A 16,867-nucleotide genomic window follows, 5' to 3' on the forward strand; every position below is an offset into this window, starting at 1 on the left:
TGATTTTACGAACGTGTTGCCCAGTTGGTTATGCCCTGGAGCGGGCACTCGGCGCCCTAGCTTTGGCCTGCTACTTTTGCTTGCCTTCCCCTAGCTTCGTGCGCCACGCCCGGCCATTCACCCCTTTTGCTCCTAATAAACTAAGTTCATCCGTACCCTACTTCATGTCGAAAGAACGCATTGCTATTGACATGGACGAAGTCATTGCCGACGCCGTCCACCGCTTTACCGAATGGTACCACCGAGATTTCAACGTGCTGCTCACGCCCGAGCACTTGCACGGCAAACACCTGCTGCAGGCCGTAGCGCCCGAAAATCAGCAGCACCTGCGGAAGTACTTGCACACCGTAGGCTTCTTCCAGGACCTGCCCGTGATGGCCGATAGCCAGGACGTGCTGCGCCGCCTCGCCGAGCGCTACGAGCTGTTTATTGCCACCGCCGCGATGGGTTTTCCGCTGTCGTTCAGCGAAAAATTCGACTGGCTCCGGCAGCATTTCGACTTTATTCCGACAAGCCACGTGGTCTTCTGCGGCGAGAAAAGCATCATCAATGCCGACTACCTCATCGACGATAATGCTTACAATTTCAAAGACTTCCGCGGTGAAGGCATCTTGTTCACCTCCCACCACAACGTGCACGAAACCCGCTACCGCCGCGTGAACAGCTGGCAGGAAGTAGCAGCGCTGTTTGGGGTGTAACCACGGCCCTACTCGTCACTTTTCCGTAGGCTAGGTTTCGCGTCGCACTGTTCCTCTTCTTTCAGGGCGTATTGGGAAGGCCAAGCTTTCCAGTACGCTTTTGTTTTGTGCGGGGCAGCGGCGACCTAGCTTTTCTTTCTTTTTCCCCTCTTTAATGAAACAAACCTTACGGCGTCTATCCGGGGTTAGTGCCCTGGCAGCGTTGCCTTTGCTTGCTACCGCGCAAAATCCGACCAACTCCCCTACCGCTCCTCCACCCGATACGCAAAGCGCCCAAGCCACCCAAACAACTCCGCCGCGCCCTACCGCCGCGCCGCTCAAAGATGGCAAGCTCGCCCTCAACGAAGATGCCAGCCACTACGTGAAGCTCACGCTGGCCAACCAAGTGTGGCTGCGCTACAACCAAAGCAACCCCGGCACTCAGGTGAACGGCTACACCCGCCCCCACACCTACGACGTGGGCATTCGGCGCTTCCGGATTCAGTTCTATGGCCAGCTCACCGACCGGGTGTTTATCTACTCGCAGATCGGCATCAACAACTTTAGCTACCTCTCCGATAGGAAGGTGGGCTTCTTTCTGCATGATGCCGTGAGCGAATACGCCGTGGTGAAAAACCACTTTTCGCTGGGCGCGGGCCTAGGTGCCTGGAACGGCCTATCGCGCGCCACGGCCTCGTCGGTGGGCACCATTATGGGCATTGACCTGCCCTTGGTTGCGGAAACGACCAACGACGTAAACGACCAGTTTGGGCGCAAGCTGAGCCTTTACGCCAAGGGCAAGCTAGGTCGGTTCGATTACCGCGTAGCCCTCAGCAAACCGCTGATTATTGCGCGGGGCACGGCCATTGCGCCCTACGCCACGTTCGCCAGCAAGCCCCCCAAGCCACAGTTTCAGGGGTATTTCCAATGGCAGTTCAAAGACCTGGAAAGCAACCTCACGCCGTATAGCGCCGGCACATACCTAGGCAAAAAGCGCGTGTTCAACCTAGGTGCGGGCTTTATTGTGCAGCCCCAGGCTACCTGGACCCGCGACGCGGGCCAACCCGACACCACCAGCCACGCCATGAAGCAGTTTGCCGTCGATGTGTTCTATGATGCGCCGGTAAGTACCGCTGCCGATGCGCCGAGCGTGAGCTTCTACGCCGCCGCCATGCACCTCGACTACGGCCCCAACTACCTGCGCTACACCGCGCCGATGGATCCGGCCAACGGACTTGCTACGGGCACTACCAACCAGATAGCGGGCGCCGGCATCACCTACGGCAACGCTGTGCCGCTCTACGGCACGGGCAACGTGCTCTACGCGCAAGCAGGCTACAAGCTGAAAGACAACATAGTGGGCACCACTACCTTTATGCCTTACGTGAGCTATCAATACGCTCGCTATAAGCGCCTCGCCGACGACCTAAACTACTACGATGCGGGCATCAACTGGCTGCTGGCAGGTCATACATCCAAGTTCACTCTGAGCTACCAGAACCGCCCCGTCTACCTCGTGCAAGCCAACGGCGACAACCGCGTCGATTCGCGTCGTAGCGCAGTGGTTATGCAGTACCAAGTGTATTTCAACTAGGCGCTACCTAGGAACAGCCTTCGTGGGGCGCCGGTCTGACACTCAAAGTGTCGAACCGGCGCCCCACGAAGGCTTTTTACCCTATCTAATCTTAGTCGCACAACGTCGGAAGGTCCGGCTGGCGGGCGAAGGCAAACATGGTGGCCAATTGGTCTGGGGTTGTGCGGTCGAGCGACAGCGCTAGGGTAGAAATCTCGCTTTCGCGTACCCAACGCACACCGCTGGTTTCGGAAGTACTCATGAGCAAGCTGCCTCCCACTTCGCGGCACAGCACAAAGCACTTGTACACGTACCAAGGCTGGGGTGGGTGGGCGGCATGCTTTTTCTTATCAAAAAGCGCGAGCAGGCGCACGGCTTCCGTTTGCAGACCCGTTTCTTCCGCGGCTTCTTTTACCGCCGTCTCGAAGGGCGTGTAGCCCACGTCGGCCCAACCGCCAGGCAGCGTCCACCGGTCCCCGTCTATCTTTTCCTGCACCATCAAAATTTCGTCGGTACCGCGAAATAGCACGGCGCGCACGTCCACTTTTGGCGTTTGGTAGCCGGTTTCGTTGGCGAAGAGGTTCTTGATTTTTTCTACGGGCTCGTCGGATAGCTTCCCTATTATTTCCACGCTCATATCGCGCAGTTCCTGGTAGCGCTCTAGGTCATAAACGTTTTGGCCGTACGTCAGGCCGGCTTGCGCCAAGGCTTGCAAACGCTGGGCAATGATAAGCCAGTCAGTGTTTTTCATGCGGACAAGATAGGTAATCGAGGTGCACTGCCGCTCCCCGAACCTAGCCGACAATCCTATTTCGCTCCGCTATGCTAGCTAGCCATTTATGTAAGGCCATGGCTATCTATTTTGATCTTTTCTAACACAAGGGCATACTGCTTAAGCAGACAATTTACTATCAATTATACAATAATTAACGAAACACTATTTTTAACTTTAAAGCAAAATTTTGCATGTTTTAAGCATTATAGCAACGTATTAGATTCGCTGTCATACTTTTAATAATCCAAACTATATGACCCATGATAAATAATTTAAAGCCACTCTTTTATTATCTTTTTCCATTATTAGTTTTCTCATCTTGCTCGAACGAAATGGTGATTGAGCTTCCAGAAAAGACGACTAGTTCCACGAGTGATGCTACTGCTAACTCTCCGGCCATAACCTACCTTATCAAAGCTGGCAGCCACGAAACCACAAACCCCTTCAAGCTGCTCCGCAAGAGCCAGGTTCGCTTCGTAGTCACGTTTGATAGCTCCGCAGTTTATCGCAGCAAGGATACTGACAATCAAGCCGATATCAACAAATTGTACGGCATGTCGGACTTCAACACCTTCCACCAGACCAACAGCGCTCGGTTTGGCTGGCGCTGGTACAACAACCGCTTGGAGTTGATGGCTTATTCCTACAAAAATGGCGTGAATAGCTCCGACTTTATCACGGCCTTAGAGCTGAACAAGCCCTACACCTGTACCCTCACTTTATCTGACCAGAAATACATCTACCAAGTGGAGGGGCAGACGACCAGCGTTGAGCAGTCGCGCCGGGGCAGTGGCATTGCCTCGGGCTACCAGCTCTACCCCTACTTTGGCGGCGACGAAACCGCTCCGCACGATGTGCGCATCAAAATCCAGGAGCTACCCTAGGTTTCGATTTTCTTACAGTTGCTAAAAGCCCCGCTGGCCAGCGGGGCTTTTCTATTGATGGTGGTCAGTTGCTTGTCGTCGCGCCGATTCCGCTCCCCAGTTGTATGGCCTTACGCAACCCGGCCCGCTTTCATAAAGTGAACCGAGTATGGCCAACGGTTATTTTCCGCAGATCAGGTTCCTGCGCAAATTGCGCCCGGCCCGGCTTTCTGCTAACTTGCAACTCCTTTTGGCGTCACCTACCAGCACCAAAAGCACTCAGTCACTCAACCACTCAGTCACTCTATAAATGGGAAGAGCATTTGAATTCCGCAAAGGCCGCAAAATGAAGCGCTGGGACCGGATGTCGAAGGATTTCACGCGTATCGGTCGGGAAATTGTGATGGCCGTCAAAGAGTCGGGCCCGAACCCCGATACGAACTCCCGCCTACGCACTGCCATCCAGAACGCCAAGGGCGTAAACATGCCCAAGGACCGGGTAGATGCCGCCATCAAGCGCGCCAGCAGCCGGGAGGAGAAAGACTACCAAGAAGTTGTGTATGAAGGCTATGCCCCCCACGGCGTGGCTATTGTTATCGAAACGGCCACCGACAACCCCGTACGTACCGTTGCCAACGTGCGCATGTACTTCAACCGCGGCAACGGCGCCCTCGGCACCGCTGGTTCCTCCGACTACACCTTCACCCGCAAAGGCGTGTTCAAGCTAGCCGCCGAAGGCCTCGACCTTGATGAGCTGGAGCTAGAGCTCATCGACGCTGGCGCCGAAGATGTGTACTCCGACCAGGAAGAGGACGAGCACGGCAACGTGAAGGACTACATCGTGGTAGAAACTGCCTTCACCGACTTTGGTCAGATGCAGAAAGCGCTGGAAGAAAAGCATCTCAACGTTATCAGCGCCCAGCTGCAGCGCATCCCGAACACGCGCGTAAGCCTCAGCGACGAAGAAGCCGAGGAGGTTCTGAACCTGATCGAGAAGTTCGAGGAGGACGACGACGTGCAGGCCGTGTATCACACGCTAGCCTAGGGTATTGAGCTAGGTTTGGCAGCTAAAAAAGAGACAGGCCGCTCCGGTTGGGGCGGCCTGTCTCTTTTAATTCACTTATGCCGAGTGTGTTTGGCACGAAGCACATCAAATTACTCTATCATTTGCCAGATACATTCGCGCCTAGAATTCATCTTCAGCAGCAATGGCTGATGTAGATTTTAAACCAAGTTTATTCCAGGAAAAGCTAGCTCTAGGGTTCGTTTTTCTTCTGAACAGTTGGTTCCTAAAAAGCGCCTAGAAGACGGCAAACTGATTTTCTTCTAAGATGGTCAGATCATACGCTTCGCGGGCCGCGACATCGTGCTATCCTTACAAGAAAAGCAGCCTGAATAATAGCCCATCATTATGCCCACCGAAAAAGAGAAAATGCTCGCTGGCGAGCTGTACCAAGCCAACGATCCGGAGTTGGTTGCGGAGCGCCTACGTGCCAAAACGCTGTGCCACTACTACAACCAGCAACCCGTTGAGCTAGACAAAGGTGTACTGAGCGAACTACTTGGTTACAAAACCGACGCCCACATCGAAACCATGTTCCGCTGCGACTACGGCTACAACATCAAGCTAGGCCGTAATTTCTACGCCAACTACAACTTGGTGGTACTCGATTGTGCCCTGGTCACCATCGGCGACGATGTATTCGTGGCGCCGAACGTGGTGATCAGCACCGCAGGGCACCCCGTGGAAGCCGGACCTAGGGTGGCCGGCTGGGAATTTGCCAAGCCGATTACTATCGGCAGCAAGGTGTGGCTGGGCACCGGCGTGCTGGTGATGCCGGGCGTCACGATTGGCGATAATGCCGTGATTGGGGCGGGCAGCGTGGTCACGCGCTCTATCCCGGCCAACTCGGTGGCGGTGGGTAATCCGTGCCGCGTCATTCGGGAGGTGCCAGACGCAGCGAGCTAGTTCGGAGCGAAAACTGCGCGTCGGCCTGTGCTAAGCGAGGTATCTGGTTGAGAGCGGCAACGGTTAACTCAGATTCCACACTTGGCCCAAAATGACACATTAGCGGCCGCGCCCAAAACTTATTCGTACTGCAAACCCGACTTCTCGCTTAAATTGCAGCCCGCCGATCAGCTACCTAGCTTCGGCGGGCATTTTTGATTCTGGCAATTGGCAACTCACAAACGGCACCCGATATGCTCCGTACCGACTGGACCCTCGACGAAGTAAAAGCAATTTATCATCAGCCCGTGCTGGAACTGGTGGCCCAAGCCGCCGCCGTACATAAGGAACACCAAACCACCGGCGAAGTGCAGGTGTGCACGCTGCTGAGCGTCAAAACCGGCGGCTGCCCCGAAGACTGCGCCTACTGCCCCCAAGCAGCCCGCTACCACACCGGCGTGCAAGCGCATAAGCTTCTGCCTGATGCTGAAGTAATTGCCGCAGCCCAACGCGCTAAGGATTCGGGTAGCACCCGCTTCTGCATGGGCGCCGCCTGGCGCGAAGTGCGCGACAACCGCGACTTCGACCGGGTGCTAAACATGGTGACGGAGGTGAACAACCTAGGATTGGAAGTGTGTTGCACCCTAGGCATGGTGAATGAATACCAGGCCGAGCGCCTCAAGCAAGCTGGCCTCTACGCCTACAACCACAACCTCGACACCAGCGCCGAAAACTACTCCAACATCATCACCACCCGCACCTACGACGACCGCCTCGATACGCTGGAGCACGTGCGCAAAGCCGGCATTTCGGTGTGCAGCGGCGGCATCATCGGCCTAGGTGAGACGGACGAAGACCGCGTAGCTATGCTGCACACGCTGGCCACGCTGCCCGCCCACCCCGAGTCGGTACCGGTGAATGCGCTGGTCCCGGTGCAAGGCACGCCTCTCGCCGATCAGCCCCGCGTGAGCGTGTGGGAAATGCTGCGCATGATTGCTACCGCCCGCATTCTGATGCCGAAAACCATGGTACGTCTCTCGGCAGGTCGGCAGGAAATGCCGGTGTCGGAGCAGGCTCTGTGCTTCCTGGCCGGCGCCAACTCCATCTTCTCCGGTGAGAAATTGCTGACCACACCGAACCCCGACTTCGACGCTGACAAGCAGATGTTTGCGACCCTCGGTCTGACGCCGCGCAAGTCGTTTAAGGATGTGCCCGTAGGCGCCACAGTGCTAGGCAAGGCGGAAGCAATAACGGTAGGAGCGTAGTTAGCAATCATTAACCGCGCACTACCTGTTCATCTGTCATCCTGCGCTTGCGAAGGACCTTATCACACCCGAAAGAGCCGTCGTAACGATGGGCGTTCAGGCATGACGAAGTCCTTCGCAAGCGCAGGATGACAGATGATTTTTGTTCATAATGACCCAACACCTGCTTCTTCAACGCCTCGCCCAGCAGCTCGCCAAGCGGGAAGCCGAAGGTACCCGCCGCTACCTAACCACTACCAGTGCTGCTCGCGTCGATTTCAGCTCCAATGACTACCTAGGTCTAGCCCGCTCCAAAACGCTACACGCAACACTCCAGCAGGAAGTGGCCGAAATGGCAGGCAGCACCGGCTCGCGCCTCCTTACGGGTAACTCTGCCAAAGCGGAAGCACTGGAACTACACCTAGCTAGCTTCCACCGCGGCGAAGCCGCGCTGCTGTTCAATTCTGGCTATGCCGCGAACCTAGGTTTCTTCGCGGCCGTGCCCCGCCGCGGCGACGTTATCTTCTATGATGAAGCGAGCCATGCTTCCGTGAAGGATGGCATCCGGGGCAGCTTTGCGACGGCGTACAGCTTCCGCCACAACGATGTAGCTGATCTGGAACGACGCTTGCGCCGCGCCAATCTGGCCACTGGAGGGGCGGTATTTGTGGCGGTAGAAGCGCTGTACTCGATGGATGGTGACCAGGCGCCACTGCGGGAGCTAGCCACTTTCTGCCAGCAGGAAGGCCTCTACCTGGTTGTCGATGAGGCACATACCAACGGCTTGTATGGCCCGCAGGGCGAAGGCTTAGTGGTGGAACTGGGTTTGACGGAGCAGATTTTTGCCCGCGTACTCACGTTTGGCAAAGCGCTGGGCAGCCAGGGTGCGGCTGTGGTCGGGGCGACGGTGCTGCGTGATTTCCTTATCAACTTCAGCCGACCGTTTATCTACACCACCGCCTTGTCGCCGGGCACCATTGCCGTTCTTACCGCTGCTTACCAGCTACTTCCAACGCTTACACCAGAGCGGCAACGGCTATTTGCCTTGTCTGATTTGCTGAAAGCGACGTTGAATGCCGTGCCTGGTTTGCAGGTACCAGAAGCTAGCCACATCATTCACCCGGTCTTCTTTCCGGCGGCTACCGCCGGGCCGGCTCACGTGCGCGCCGTGGCGCAAGCGGCCCAATCGGCCGGCTTCGATGTACGGCCGATTGTGTCGCCGACGGTGCCGGTTGGCACGGAGCGGCTGCGACTTATTGCGCATAGCTTCAACACCGAAGCCGAGATTCTAGCGTTGGCCGACGTGTTGCGGGCGGCGCTATCCATAGCGCCGCCTTTGTAGCGCACCACAACCCACCCACGCGCGGCTTACAAAGGTTGCGCTCCATGTGCTTTATTGTTTTTCCATGAACCCTGAACGCTTATTCGTCACTGGTATCGGCACCGACGTTGGCAAAACGCTGATAGCGGCCATCCTCACCGAAGCCCTAGGTGCCGATTATTGGAAACCGGTGCAAGCCGGCCTCACTCCCACCACCGACAGCGCCACCGTTCGGCAGCTCGTGACCAATCCGGCTTGCCAGTTTCACCCAGAAGCTTACCGCTTGCAGTTGCCTGCCTCGCCCCACACGGCAGCAGCAGCCGAGAATAAGCTCATTCGTCCCGCAGATTTCACGCTTCCCCAAACGGACAATCACCTCATTGTGGAGGGCGCGGGTGGCTTGCTGGTGCCGCTGGCGCCAGGTTTTTTGATCGTCGATCTGATAGCCCAGCTTGGCCTAGCAACGGTGGTGGTATCGCGGAACTACCTAGGTAGCATCAACCATACGTTGCTGACGTTGGAGGCGCTCCGCCAACGCGGCCTAGCGGTGCGCGGACTCATATTCAACGGCGAGCCCAACCCTTCGACGGAAGACTTTATTACCCAGCACACCGGTGTGCCGTTGCTCCCGCGCATACTCCCCGAAGCAACGGTGAATGCGGCAGCGGTAAGCCGCTATGCTCCTGCATTTCGGGCGGCATTTGGGTTATAAAATTACGCTCAAAAATCAGGCTGAGCTTGTCGACGTCTGATAGTCAACTTGTTTCTTGCTCCTTTCCTTACCTGTTGCTCCTTGAAAATGTCTCTTGCCACCCGCGACCATGCCGTTATCTGGCACCCGTACACCCAGATGCAAACCGCCCCGCTGCCCATTCCCATTGTGCGCGGGCAGGGAGCATGGCTGTATGCCGAAGATGGTACTGCTTACCTTGATGCCGTAGCCTCCTGGTGGGTAAACCTGCACGGTCATGCGCATCCGCACATTGCCGAACGGGTCAGCAAACAGCTACACACGCTAGAGCACGTGCTGTTTGCGGGCTTCACCCACCCTGCGGCGGTGGAGCTAGCCGAGCAGCTGCTCGAAATTCTGCCCGCCAATCAAGCCCGCATCTTCTACTCCGACAACGGCTCGACAGCGGTGGAAGTGGCCCTGAAAATGGCGCTGCAATATTTCCACAACCTAGGGCGGCCGCGCCAAACCATCGTGGCCTTCCGCGACAGTTACCACGGCGATACGTTCGGCGCTATGGCGGTAAGCAGCCGCGGTGCGTTCACGGCGCCATTTGCGCCCTTGCTTTTCGATGTGGCGTTTATCGACGTGCCCGTCCCTGGCCACGAAGCCGAAAGCCTGGCCCAACTTGAAGCCGTGGCCGCCCAGGGCGACGTGGCTGCGTTCATTTTTGAGCCACTGCTGCTCGGCACGGCCGGTATGATTACCTACTCACCCGATGCGCTCAATGCCCTGATGGCCTGTTGCCAACGCCACGGCATCCTAACCATTGCCGACGAGGTGATGACGGGTTTTGGGCGCACTGGCCGTCTGTTTGCCAGCGAGTACCTAGCTAGCCAGCCCGACATGGTGTGCCTCTCCAAAGGCATAACTGGCGGCACCATGGCCCTTGGCGCGACGAGCTGCGCTGCCGCCGTATACGAGGCCTTTCTGAGTGAAGACAAGCTCAAAACCCTCTTCCACGGCCACTCCTATACGGCTAATCCGGTGGCATGCGCGGCGGCCTTGGCGAGCATGGAGCTAACTCGCTCGGCGGAATGCGCAGCCAACCTAGCGCGTATCAACCTAGCACATCAGCAGTTTGCGCAAGAAATGACCGACCAACCCGGCATCCGCGACATTCGATTACTTGGGACGGTGCTTGCGCTGGAATTTGCCGTCGACACAACGACCACTTACTTCAGCTCCCTGCGCGACGAGCTGTACCAATTGGCCCTCTCCCAACGTGTCATTCTGCGGCCGCTTGGCAATATCATCTACACCATGCCGCCTTACTGCACAACAAACGAGGAATTACAGCTGATCTATAGCGTGATGCGTCAGATGCGGGAGTTGGTAACCAGCAAGCGGTGACGCAAGCTGCTCCTCCTGCGTGGGGGTGCGGTTGTAAGCGCCAAGCCTGAGCTTTGTGTGTCTTTAAATGATTTGTGCCTAGGACATAGCCTAGGTTGCGCAACCACGCCGTTCAACTATGCGCTTTGCACTCAGAACTCAGATACCCAAACGCTTCTATTTCTTCGTTCATGTCTGCTGAAGACCTGATTATTATTCGCGGTAGCGGCAGCTTATCCGCCTTGGGCCTAGGTTCGGGGGGCTACACTGCCCCTGCTCCAACCTTTACTACCCGATACCTCGGTACCCACTCGCTGCCGGTAGCTGCCTTGCCCGCCGCTGCCGAGGCAGCCGTAGCTGCGTTGCGTCAGCAGCACCCCTCCTATCGCCAGCTCGACCGCACAGTGTTGCTGGCCCTGCTTGCAGCCCAGCAAGCCACCAAGCAAGCAGGGTGGTCAGTGCCAGCCGAACAGGCCTCGTTAGCTGTCAGCATTGGCTCGTCGCGCGGCGCAACGGGCCGGTTGGAGCAATTTCACCAGGAGTTTTTGGCGGAAGGCACCGTGCCGGTTGCTGCCTCGCCCCTCACAACCCTGGGCAACGTGGCGAGTTGGGTCGCGTTTGATGCCGGAGCTCACGGCGGCGCGGCCCTGAGCCATTCTAGCACATGCAGCAGCGCATTTCAGGCCCTTGGCAACGCTCTAGCCTGGCTTCGGGCCGGCATGGCCGACCGGTTTTTGGCCGGGGGCGCCGAAGCACCACTCACCGATTTTACGCTGGCTCAAATGCAGGCCATCGGCATTTATTCGCCTTTCGCGGAAGCTGATTGGCCCTGCCGCCCCGGCGCGGGCGGGCCTTCTACGTTCACACTCGGCGAAGGAGCAGCAGTGTTTGCCCTCGAAAAAGCTAGTCCGCAAGCGGTGCAACACCAAAAGCTATCCCGCCCCGACAAGCCCATTTTCCAGCTCGAAAGTGTTGGGTTTGGCTTCGAAGCCATTGGCAGCAAAACGGGCCTTTCGCGCGACGGCCAGCACTTCCAAACCGCGATGCGCCAAGCTCTGGCCCAAGCCAGGCGCACACCCGCCGACGTAGAAGCTGTTGTGCTGCACAGCCCCGGCACGCCCGCCGGCGACGCAGCCGAACGCGCTGCCATTCAGGCAGTTTTTGGTGAAAACGTGCCGCCGTTCACTTCCAACAAGTGGCTGCTGGGCCACACCCTAGGTGCCTCAGCGGCGCTGAGTCTGGAGTATGCGCTGCACCTGCTCACAACCCAAACCTGGCCTACTCCCCCCTTCGCCACCGACCTAGCTCCCGCGCCTATGCGCCCGCTCCGCCGATTGTTGATTAACGCCGCCGGCTTTGGGGGCAACGCGGCTAGTGCCTTGGTGTCTTTGGTGTAACTGTCACTTTACACGTTAATTTAGGCCAGCCTGTTCTGCAGGAACTCATACCTGCATCATCCGTCAAGCCTTATTCTTTCAACACCGACTCTATGAAGTTTTCTTACCTTTTTTTGGCCACTGCTGCCAGCCTTGCGCCTGCCTTACTGCGTGCTCAAAGTGCCCCGCCCACCACACCCGATGCCTCTATCAAGCAAATGGTGGAAGCCATTTCGGCCAAAAATTTGGAAGATGATATCCGCAAGATGGTGTCCTTCGGCACCCGTCATACGCTGAGCGACACCAAAGACAAGAAGCGCGGCATTGGAGCGGCGCGCAATTGGGTCGAGCAGGAGTTTAAGAAGTACGCCAAAGCCAGCGGCAACCGCCTGAAAGTCGAGCAAGACACCTTCACGCTCAACCCCGACGGCCGACGCGTGGACAAGAAAACGCTAATGGCCAACGTGATGGCCACGCTGCCCGGTACCGACCCCAACGACAACCGCGTATTCATCGTGAGCGGACACCTCGACTCGCGCGTGACCGACGTGATGAACCGCACCAGCGACGCGCCCGGCGCCAACGACGATGCCTCTGGCGTGGCGCTGGTGATGGAAATGGCCCGCGTGATGTCACAAAAGCAGTATCCGTGTACGCTCATCTTCGTGGCCGTACAGGGCGAAGAGCAGGGCCTGCTCGGCTCGGGCTACCTCGCTAAGAAGGCTAAAAAGCTAGGTTGGAACGTTGTGGGCATGCTCAACAACGACATCGTAGGCAACTCGCACGGCTACGACCCCGAGATTTCGGACAACAAGCACATTCGGGTATTCAGCGAAGGCGTGCCGGCCACCGAAACGCCCGAGCAAGCTCAGCTACGCCGCACACTCAGCAGCGAAAACGACGCTTCTAGTCGGCAGCTTGCCCGCTATGCCAAAACGGCCTGTGAGCAGTACGTGCCCGACTTCGGCGTGATGGTCGAGTATCGTCCCGACCGTTTCCTGCGCGGCGGCGACCACACGCCCTTCAACCAGCAAGGCTTCACGGCCGTGCGCTTCACCGAGCCCAACGAAAACTTCAACCACCAACACCAGGATCTGCGCACCGAAAATAACATCGTGTACGGCGACAACCCGGAGTTCGTGGACTATCAATACCTGCGCAAGAATACCGGCGTGAACCTAGCCACGATGGCAAGCCTAGCCCTCGCCCCCGACGCGCCGCAGAACGTGGGTGTGCTCACCGCCAAGCTCACCAACCGCACCGAGCTAAAATGGGATGCCCCCAAAACCGGTCGGAAACCCGCTGGCTACTACGTGCTGATGCGCGAAACCAGCAGCCCTGTGTGGCAGCAGAAGTTCTTCTTCCCCGGCACCACCGCCGACCTCCCCCACAGCAAAGACAACTACATCTTCGGGGTGGCCTCGGTAGATGAAGCGGGGCACGAAAGCCTGCCGGTCATTCCTAAGCCTGTTAGATAGGGAAATTGCAGGTATGTATGAAGCGATCTGCATTAGGTCGCTTCATACACACCTGCGTGAGTCAGTTAAGTATCTTGGACGAGTTCAATGAGAAGAGTAACTACTATACAAGTTCAAGAGAGTATAGACAACCAAAGGCTCATCTTAGATGAGAGCTGGCAAGAGGAGTTTGATCGTCTTTTTATCTACTTCATTTTTGGCGCTATAGTTTTATACACTTTGTATGAAATAAGTACTCTTAGCTTTAAAAGCGCTAATGAAAAGTTTATTTTAATAACTATATTCCCTGCAATTATTACATTTGGCACATACGTAATTTATAGAAAATTCACAGAAAAGAAGCTTAGCAAGATTGAGAATGCATTTGATAAAACAAAAAACAGAGAGATATTACTCGATTTTGCTGCTAATAGCGGCTACAAAATTTATCATAAATCAAAATACTGTTGCGTTTTAAACAAATCCTCTTTGGGATATAACACAACTTATGTAAAATCAGCAGTTGTTATTATTACAAACAATGCCATCTTGTTTACAGTAATACAAGACAAGCCTAAGTTGAATATGCCAACACTTATAACCCATTTACTATTTGAATACGGTTTAAAAAAGCTATTCAACCAACAACTTACTCTCTAACGTAGTGGCAGGCCCAACAACTTTCACCACATAAACTCCCGCCGGCAGCTCTTTAACGGACAGGCTAGCTTCTAATTTATCAGCTACTTGGTAAGTAGCATTGCGTTGCAACTGGCCCGTAGCAGCCGTATAGAGCTGAACTGATACACTGCCTTTTCCTAGGCCAGTCGCTTGGATGGTTACGTTTGTAGAAGCTGGATTTGGGAAAACAGATACGCTGTTCCCAGCGCCCTCCCCCAATTTTAGTGCGGCTTTCTCCTTTGGCAAAGTGATTTGAGCATATGTGTAGGTTGTCGTGCGGTAGGGCTGCAGCACACCATTTTTATTGATGCTCTTCGTGGGAAAACCTAGGTTGTTGTAGGTATATATATTTGTTCTAAACGGTTTATCATTCTGTTTCTTCTCTACTAAATTAAGTAAGCCTTCTTCTTCTATCCCGTGGTGATACCACCGTTGAATAAAAAGATCTTTCAACGGGTTTATTTTTCTGTCATACGAATAGGCATATACAGTCGGCACTTTCAGGTCGGCATAATTGTATCGATATACAATTGATTTTTCTATCAAGCCACTGGGCAACAGAGTAAAATCAGTAAGGCTGTATGAACGTAGGGTTTCTTTATCTGGTCTCTCTGTTTTCTCGAGCACAACTGAGTAGACCTTTTTCCCATTCTTTAAACTTTCTTTTTCATTAATCACCGTTCGCTCGCACAATAGCCACTGCTGTTGCGTGAGGATATAGAATTCTATTTTTATTAATTGCGCGTTTTGATTGTAGAAATATAGATACTTAGTTCTCTTATCAATCTTTGATTGTAGCTGACCATTTTTTCCATACACGTACTGCATTTTAGACACCGACATCAATTTGCCGCTGTTCAAATAATTCAGCTGATGCGTGCGTGGCCGACCTAGGCTGTCGTAGGTGAAATAATGCAGATACACTACCGGAGCTTTCCCACTAGATTGGTGCATCGAATCGCGGAAGCTAGCTAGTCGATAAACGCTAGCCCCCGAATACTTCGGAAGCTCAGGCTGTGTCTTGCTCGGAGCGGCGCTGGCACTCAGAAGCGCGGCCCCATTTTGCCCTGTAGAGATGGCAAAGGTGATGGGCACCGTCATCCAGGTGTGCACCGCTTCGCCATCCTGCTGGCCGGGGGTGAACTTGCCCAGGTGCTTGACGGCTTGCACAGAGGCATTATTCAGGAGCGGCGACGGCGAATGAACGACGAAAACGTCGGTAACGACCCCATCAGCGTCAATTAAAAAGGAAACGAACACCTTGCCGCTTACTTGTTGGCGTAGCGCCTCGCGCGGGTAGCGCGTGTTACGGCTAATATCTTGTTGCATCTTTTCGTTACCGCCTGGGTACGTGGGCTGCAAGTCGTTTTCCTTGTAGGCCACGACCTTGCCATCGGGTGCAAAGCATTCCCCAGTTTTGCGTGTCCCCGTTTCGTATCGCTCTCGGCGCTTGAGCGTGCCATCCGGGTAGTAGCTGCGCAACTCCCCCTGCAAGCGGCCGGCTAGGTACGTTTCCTGCCGCTTCACCTGCCCATTCTCATACCATTGTGAGTAGACGCCCTCTAGCACGCTGCGGCGCAGATTAGCATACTGCTTGCTGCTTTTCAGCTTACCCGAGGAATAATAAGCTCGCACGGTGGCCGCCACGCTATCCTGGTAGATGGTTTCTACCCGATGGTCGGCGCCGAGGGCGGATGGAAGCCTAGCTCCGTACCGATCGTAATACTCTATTTTCCGCTCTGGAGTGGTGGCAGGAACGCTCTGTGCACTTACGCCAACAACTATCAATAAGAAATAAACAAGCAAAGCGCTTCGGACGGTTGTCATAGATATACGCTGAAGAAGGATAGGCTAGAATAGGCAGAAACAGTGGCGTGAAATATAGGAAAATGCCTTCGTAATTAAGTAATTACCTTACGTTGCGGAACAGCGCTAGAAGCTAGTTACTCACCCTTTTGCAAGGGGGATACTACGCTGCTTTGCCTGAGCCAGACGACCCACCTGTAACCTTAACTACGACTGCTATACGAGGTACAGGTATAACCCTTCCACAAGCGCCCCCATGAAACAGCTGCCGACTCGATTGTATTTGATCCTAAGCGCCTTGCTGTTTGTGGCCTGTGAAAAGCAAGGTCAATGGATGACTACCGTAGAAGGCACCGTGCTCAACAAATACACTGGCCAGCCGGTGGCAGCGGTGCCCGTGGTGGTGCGTCGTCATCGAGCTTTTTTATTCAGTGGTGAATCTATCGACTCTCTGACGGCGGCTGAAACCGACGCGGCCGGGCACTATAGCCTTTCTTTTGAAGCGGCGAAAGCCGGATCGTACAGAGTCATTATTGTGCAGCAGAACTTGTATGATGTAGAAAACGGCTTCGATGGGTATGCGGAAGCGGAACGCGGCACCGCCAACCACTTGGATTTTGCTGTTACTCCCTACAAAACAGTGACCTTGGACGTTGACACCAACAAAGGTGGCAAAACCGACATTACGTTCGGCTACGTTACCTGGGACCCAGGCAATTGGGTCGGCGGAACTATATTCTATGATACGCTAAAAGCTCACCAGGGCTTCCATTTTTTGCAGACCATCCAAGTGGTACCTAATCGTGCGTACCGGTTCAATAAAACGACAGCCAACCGCTACAAAGTCCCCAATACCTATTACTATGATTTTAGGGACTATACTTCCACTTTCGTGGAGCGCGCCGTCGGCTATAATGATACAACAGTAATCAAGTTCCGATAATAGCTTGCTGCGCATAAGCGCACCGCTAACGGAGCTGTTTAGGAAGCGTTAAACACCGAACCATCATGCGGCAATCAACTCTTTTGAGGCCTAAACCAGTTTTCCCTTGCATCTAGCTTTTTATCTATTCTCCCGAATTTT

General features: G+C 55.1%; 15 protein-coding genes. 13 read left to right on the plus strand and 2 right to left on the minus strand.

Annotated elements, in window-relative coordinates; all coding sequences use genetic code 11:
* The first annotated feature begins 164 nt into the window (after positions 1–164).
* Positions 165–698 carry a 5' nucleotidase, NT5C type gene (locus tag BXP70_RS23295; protein ID WP_086596530.1) on the plus strand — a complete coding sequence of 178 codons (534 nt, stop codon included), beginning with the start codon at positions 165–167 and terminating at the stop codon, positions 696–698.
* A 154-nt stretch (positions 699–852) separates the two neighbouring features.
* Complete coding sequence (locus tag BXP70_RS23300; RefSeq protein WP_086596531.1) at positions 853–2,271, plus strand: hypothetical protein; 1,419 nt, start codon at positions 853–855, stop codon at positions 2,269–2,271.
* 91 nt (positions 2,272–2,362) lie between these two features.
* Here the strand turns inward: BXP70_RS23300 and BXP70_RS23305 are convergent, their stop codons facing one another.
* Positions 2,363–3,001, minus strand: a complete 639-nt coding sequence (locus BXP70_RS23305; RefSeq protein ID WP_086596532.1) for an NUDIX hydrolase — start codon at positions 2,999–3,001, stop codon at positions 2,363–2,365.
* Between the two features lie 356 nt (positions 3,002–3,357).
* Here BXP70_RS23305 and BXP70_RS23310 point away from each other — a divergent pair, with 356 nt between their 5' ends.
* The 10 genes from BXP70_RS23310 (at position 3,358) to BXP70_RS23355 (ending at position 13,956) form a co-directional block, all read left to right on the plus strand.
* Positions 3,358–3,909 (plus strand): hypothetical protein, encoded by a 552-nt coding sequence (locus tag BXP70_RS23310; protein WP_086596533.1) that lies wholly within the window; start codon positions 3,358–3,360, stop codon positions 3,907–3,909.
* 289 nt (positions 3,910–4,198) lie between these two features.
* Positions 4,199–4,933 carry a YebC/PmpR family DNA-binding transcriptional regulator gene (locus BXP70_RS23315; protein ID WP_086596534.1) on the plus strand — a complete coding sequence of 245 codons (735 nt, stop codon included), beginning with the start codon at positions 4,199–4,201 and terminating at the stop codon, positions 4,931–4,933.
* Positions 4,934–5,299: 366 nt separating this feature from the next.
* Complete coding sequence (locus tag BXP70_RS23320) at positions 5,300–5,857, plus strand: sugar O-acetyltransferase (protein ID WP_086596535.1); 558 nt, start codon at positions 5,300–5,302, stop codon at positions 5,855–5,857.
* 233 nt (positions 5,858–6,090) lie between these two features.
* The gene (gene bioB / locus BXP70_RS23325; RefSeq protein WP_086596578.1) at positions 6,091–7,101 is read left to right on the plus strand and encodes a biotin synthase BioB; all 1,011 of its coding nucleotides are present in this window, start codon (positions 6,091–6,093) and stop codon (positions 7,099–7,101) included.
* A gap of 151 nt (positions 7,102–7,252) precedes the next feature.
* A complete protein-coding gene (locus BXP70_RS23330; RefSeq protein ID WP_086596536.1) occupies positions 7,253–8,422 on the plus strand; it encodes an aminotransferase class I/II-fold pyridoxal phosphate-dependent enzyme in 1,170 nt (389 codons plus the stop codon).
* 64 nt (positions 8,423–8,486) lie between these two features.
* Positions 8,487–9,113 carry a dethiobiotin synthase gene (gene bioD, locus BXP70_RS23335; RefSeq protein ID WP_086596537.1) on the plus strand — a complete coding sequence of 209 codons (627 nt, stop codon included), beginning with the start codon at positions 8,487–8,489 and terminating at the stop codon, positions 9,111–9,113.
* Between the two features lie 87 nt (positions 9,114–9,200).
* Positions 9,201–10,484, plus strand: a complete 1,284-nt coding sequence (bioA, locus tag BXP70_RS23340) for an adenosylmethionine--8-amino-7-oxononanoate transaminase (protein WP_086596538.1) — start codon at positions 9,201–9,203, stop codon at positions 10,482–10,484.
* A 170-nt stretch (positions 10,485–10,654) separates the two neighbouring features.
* Positions 10,655–11,860: a beta-ketoacyl synthase N-terminal-like domain-containing protein gene (locus BXP70_RS23345; protein ID WP_086596539.1), complete on the plus strand. Its 1,206-nt coding sequence runs from the start codon at positions 10,655–10,657 to the stop codon at positions 11,858–11,860.
* Positions 11,861–11,952: 92 nt separating this feature from the next.
* On the plus strand, positions 11,953–13,317 hold the full coding sequence (locus tag BXP70_RS23350; RefSeq protein ID WP_086596540.1) for a M28 family metallopeptidase: 1,365 nt from the start codon (positions 11,953–11,955) through the stop codon (positions 13,315–13,317).
* An 87-nt stretch (positions 13,318–13,404) separates the two neighbouring features.
* Positions 13,405–13,956 (plus strand): hypothetical protein, encoded by a 552-nt coding sequence (locus BXP70_RS23355; protein ID WP_086596541.1) that lies wholly within the window; start codon positions 13,405–13,407, stop codon positions 13,954–13,956.
* Here BXP70_RS23355 and BXP70_RS23360 read toward each other — a convergent pair.
* A complete protein-coding gene (locus tag BXP70_RS23360; protein ID WP_086596542.1) occupies positions 13,930–15,804 on the minus strand; it encodes a TonB family protein in 1,875 nt (624 codons plus the stop codon). The two genes, BXP70_RS23355 and BXP70_RS23360, sit on opposite strands and share 27 nt — an antisense overlap.
* 235 nt (positions 15,805–16,039) lie before the next feature.
* Between BXP70_RS23360 and BXP70_RS23365 the strand changes: the two genes are divergently transcribed.
* Positions 16,040–16,726 carry a hypothetical protein gene (locus BXP70_RS23365; RefSeq protein ID WP_143436653.1) on the plus strand — a complete coding sequence of 229 codons (687 nt, stop codon included), beginning with the start codon at positions 16,040–16,042 and terminating at the stop codon, positions 16,724–16,726.
* The last annotated feature ends 141 nt before the right edge of the window (positions 16,727–16,867 follow it).

Origin of the sequence: Hymenobacter crusticola, assembly GCF_002154225.1 — a bacterium.
Classification (GTDB): Bacteria; Bacteroidota; Bacteroidia; order Cytophagales; family Hymenobacteraceae; genus Hymenobacter; species Hymenobacter crusticola.

Coding starts and splice junctions, on each gene's coding strand:
- BXP70_RS23300 (WP_086596531.1), top strand. CDS start 853: ATGAAACAAACCTTACGGCGTCTATCCGGGGTTAGTGCCCTGGCAGCG.
- bioD (WP_086596537.1), top strand. CDS start 8,487: ATGAACCCTGAACGCTTATTCGTCACTGGTATCGGCACCGACGTTGGC.
- BXP70_RS23330 (WP_086596536.1), top strand. CDS start 7,253: ATGACCCAACACCTGCTTCTTCAACGCCTCGCCCAGCAGCTCGCCAAG.
- BXP70_RS23295 (WP_086596530.1), top strand. CDS start 165: ATGTCGAAAGAACGCATTGCTATTGACATGGACGAAGTCATTGCCGAC.
- BXP70_RS23360 (WP_086596542.1), bottom strand. CDS start 15,804: ATGACAACCGTCCGAAGCGCTTTGCTTGTTTATTTCTTATTGATAGTT.
- BXP70_RS23320 (WP_086596535.1), top strand. CDS start 5,300: ATGCCCACCGAAAAAGAGAAAATGCTCGCTGGCGAGCTGTACCAAGCC.
- BXP70_RS23355 (WP_086596541.1), top strand. CDS start 13,405: ATGAGAAGAGTAACTACTATACAAGTTCAAGAGAGTATAGACAACCAA.
- BXP70_RS23350 (WP_086596540.1), top strand. CDS start 11,953: ATGAAGTTTTCTTACCTTTTTTTGGCCACTGCTGCCAGCCTTGCGCCT.
- bioA (WP_086596538.1), top strand. CDS start 9,201: ATGTCTCTTGCCACCCGCGACCATGCCGTTATCTGGCACCCGTACACC.
- BXP70_RS23315 (WP_086596534.1), top strand. CDS start 4,199: ATGGGAAGAGCATTTGAATTCCGCAAAGGCCGCAAAATGAAGCGCTGG.
- BXP70_RS23310 (WP_086596533.1), top strand. CDS start 3,358: ATGGTGATTGAGCTTCCAGAAAAGACGACTAGTTCCACGAGTGATGCT.
- bioB (WP_086596578.1), top strand. CDS start 6,091: ATGCTCCGTACCGACTGGACCCTCGACGAAGTAAAAGCAATTTATCAT.
- BXP70_RS23365 (WP_143436653.1), top strand. CDS start 16,040: ATGAAACAGCTGCCGACTCGATTGTATTTGATCCTAAGCGCCTTGCTG.
- BXP70_RS23345 (WP_086596539.1), top strand. CDS start 10,655: ATGTCTGCTGAAGACCTGATTATTATTCGCGGTAGCGGCAGCTTATCC.
- BXP70_RS23305 (WP_086596532.1), bottom strand. CDS start 3,001: ATGAAAAACACTGACTGGCTTATCATTGCCCAGCGTTTGCAAGCCTTG.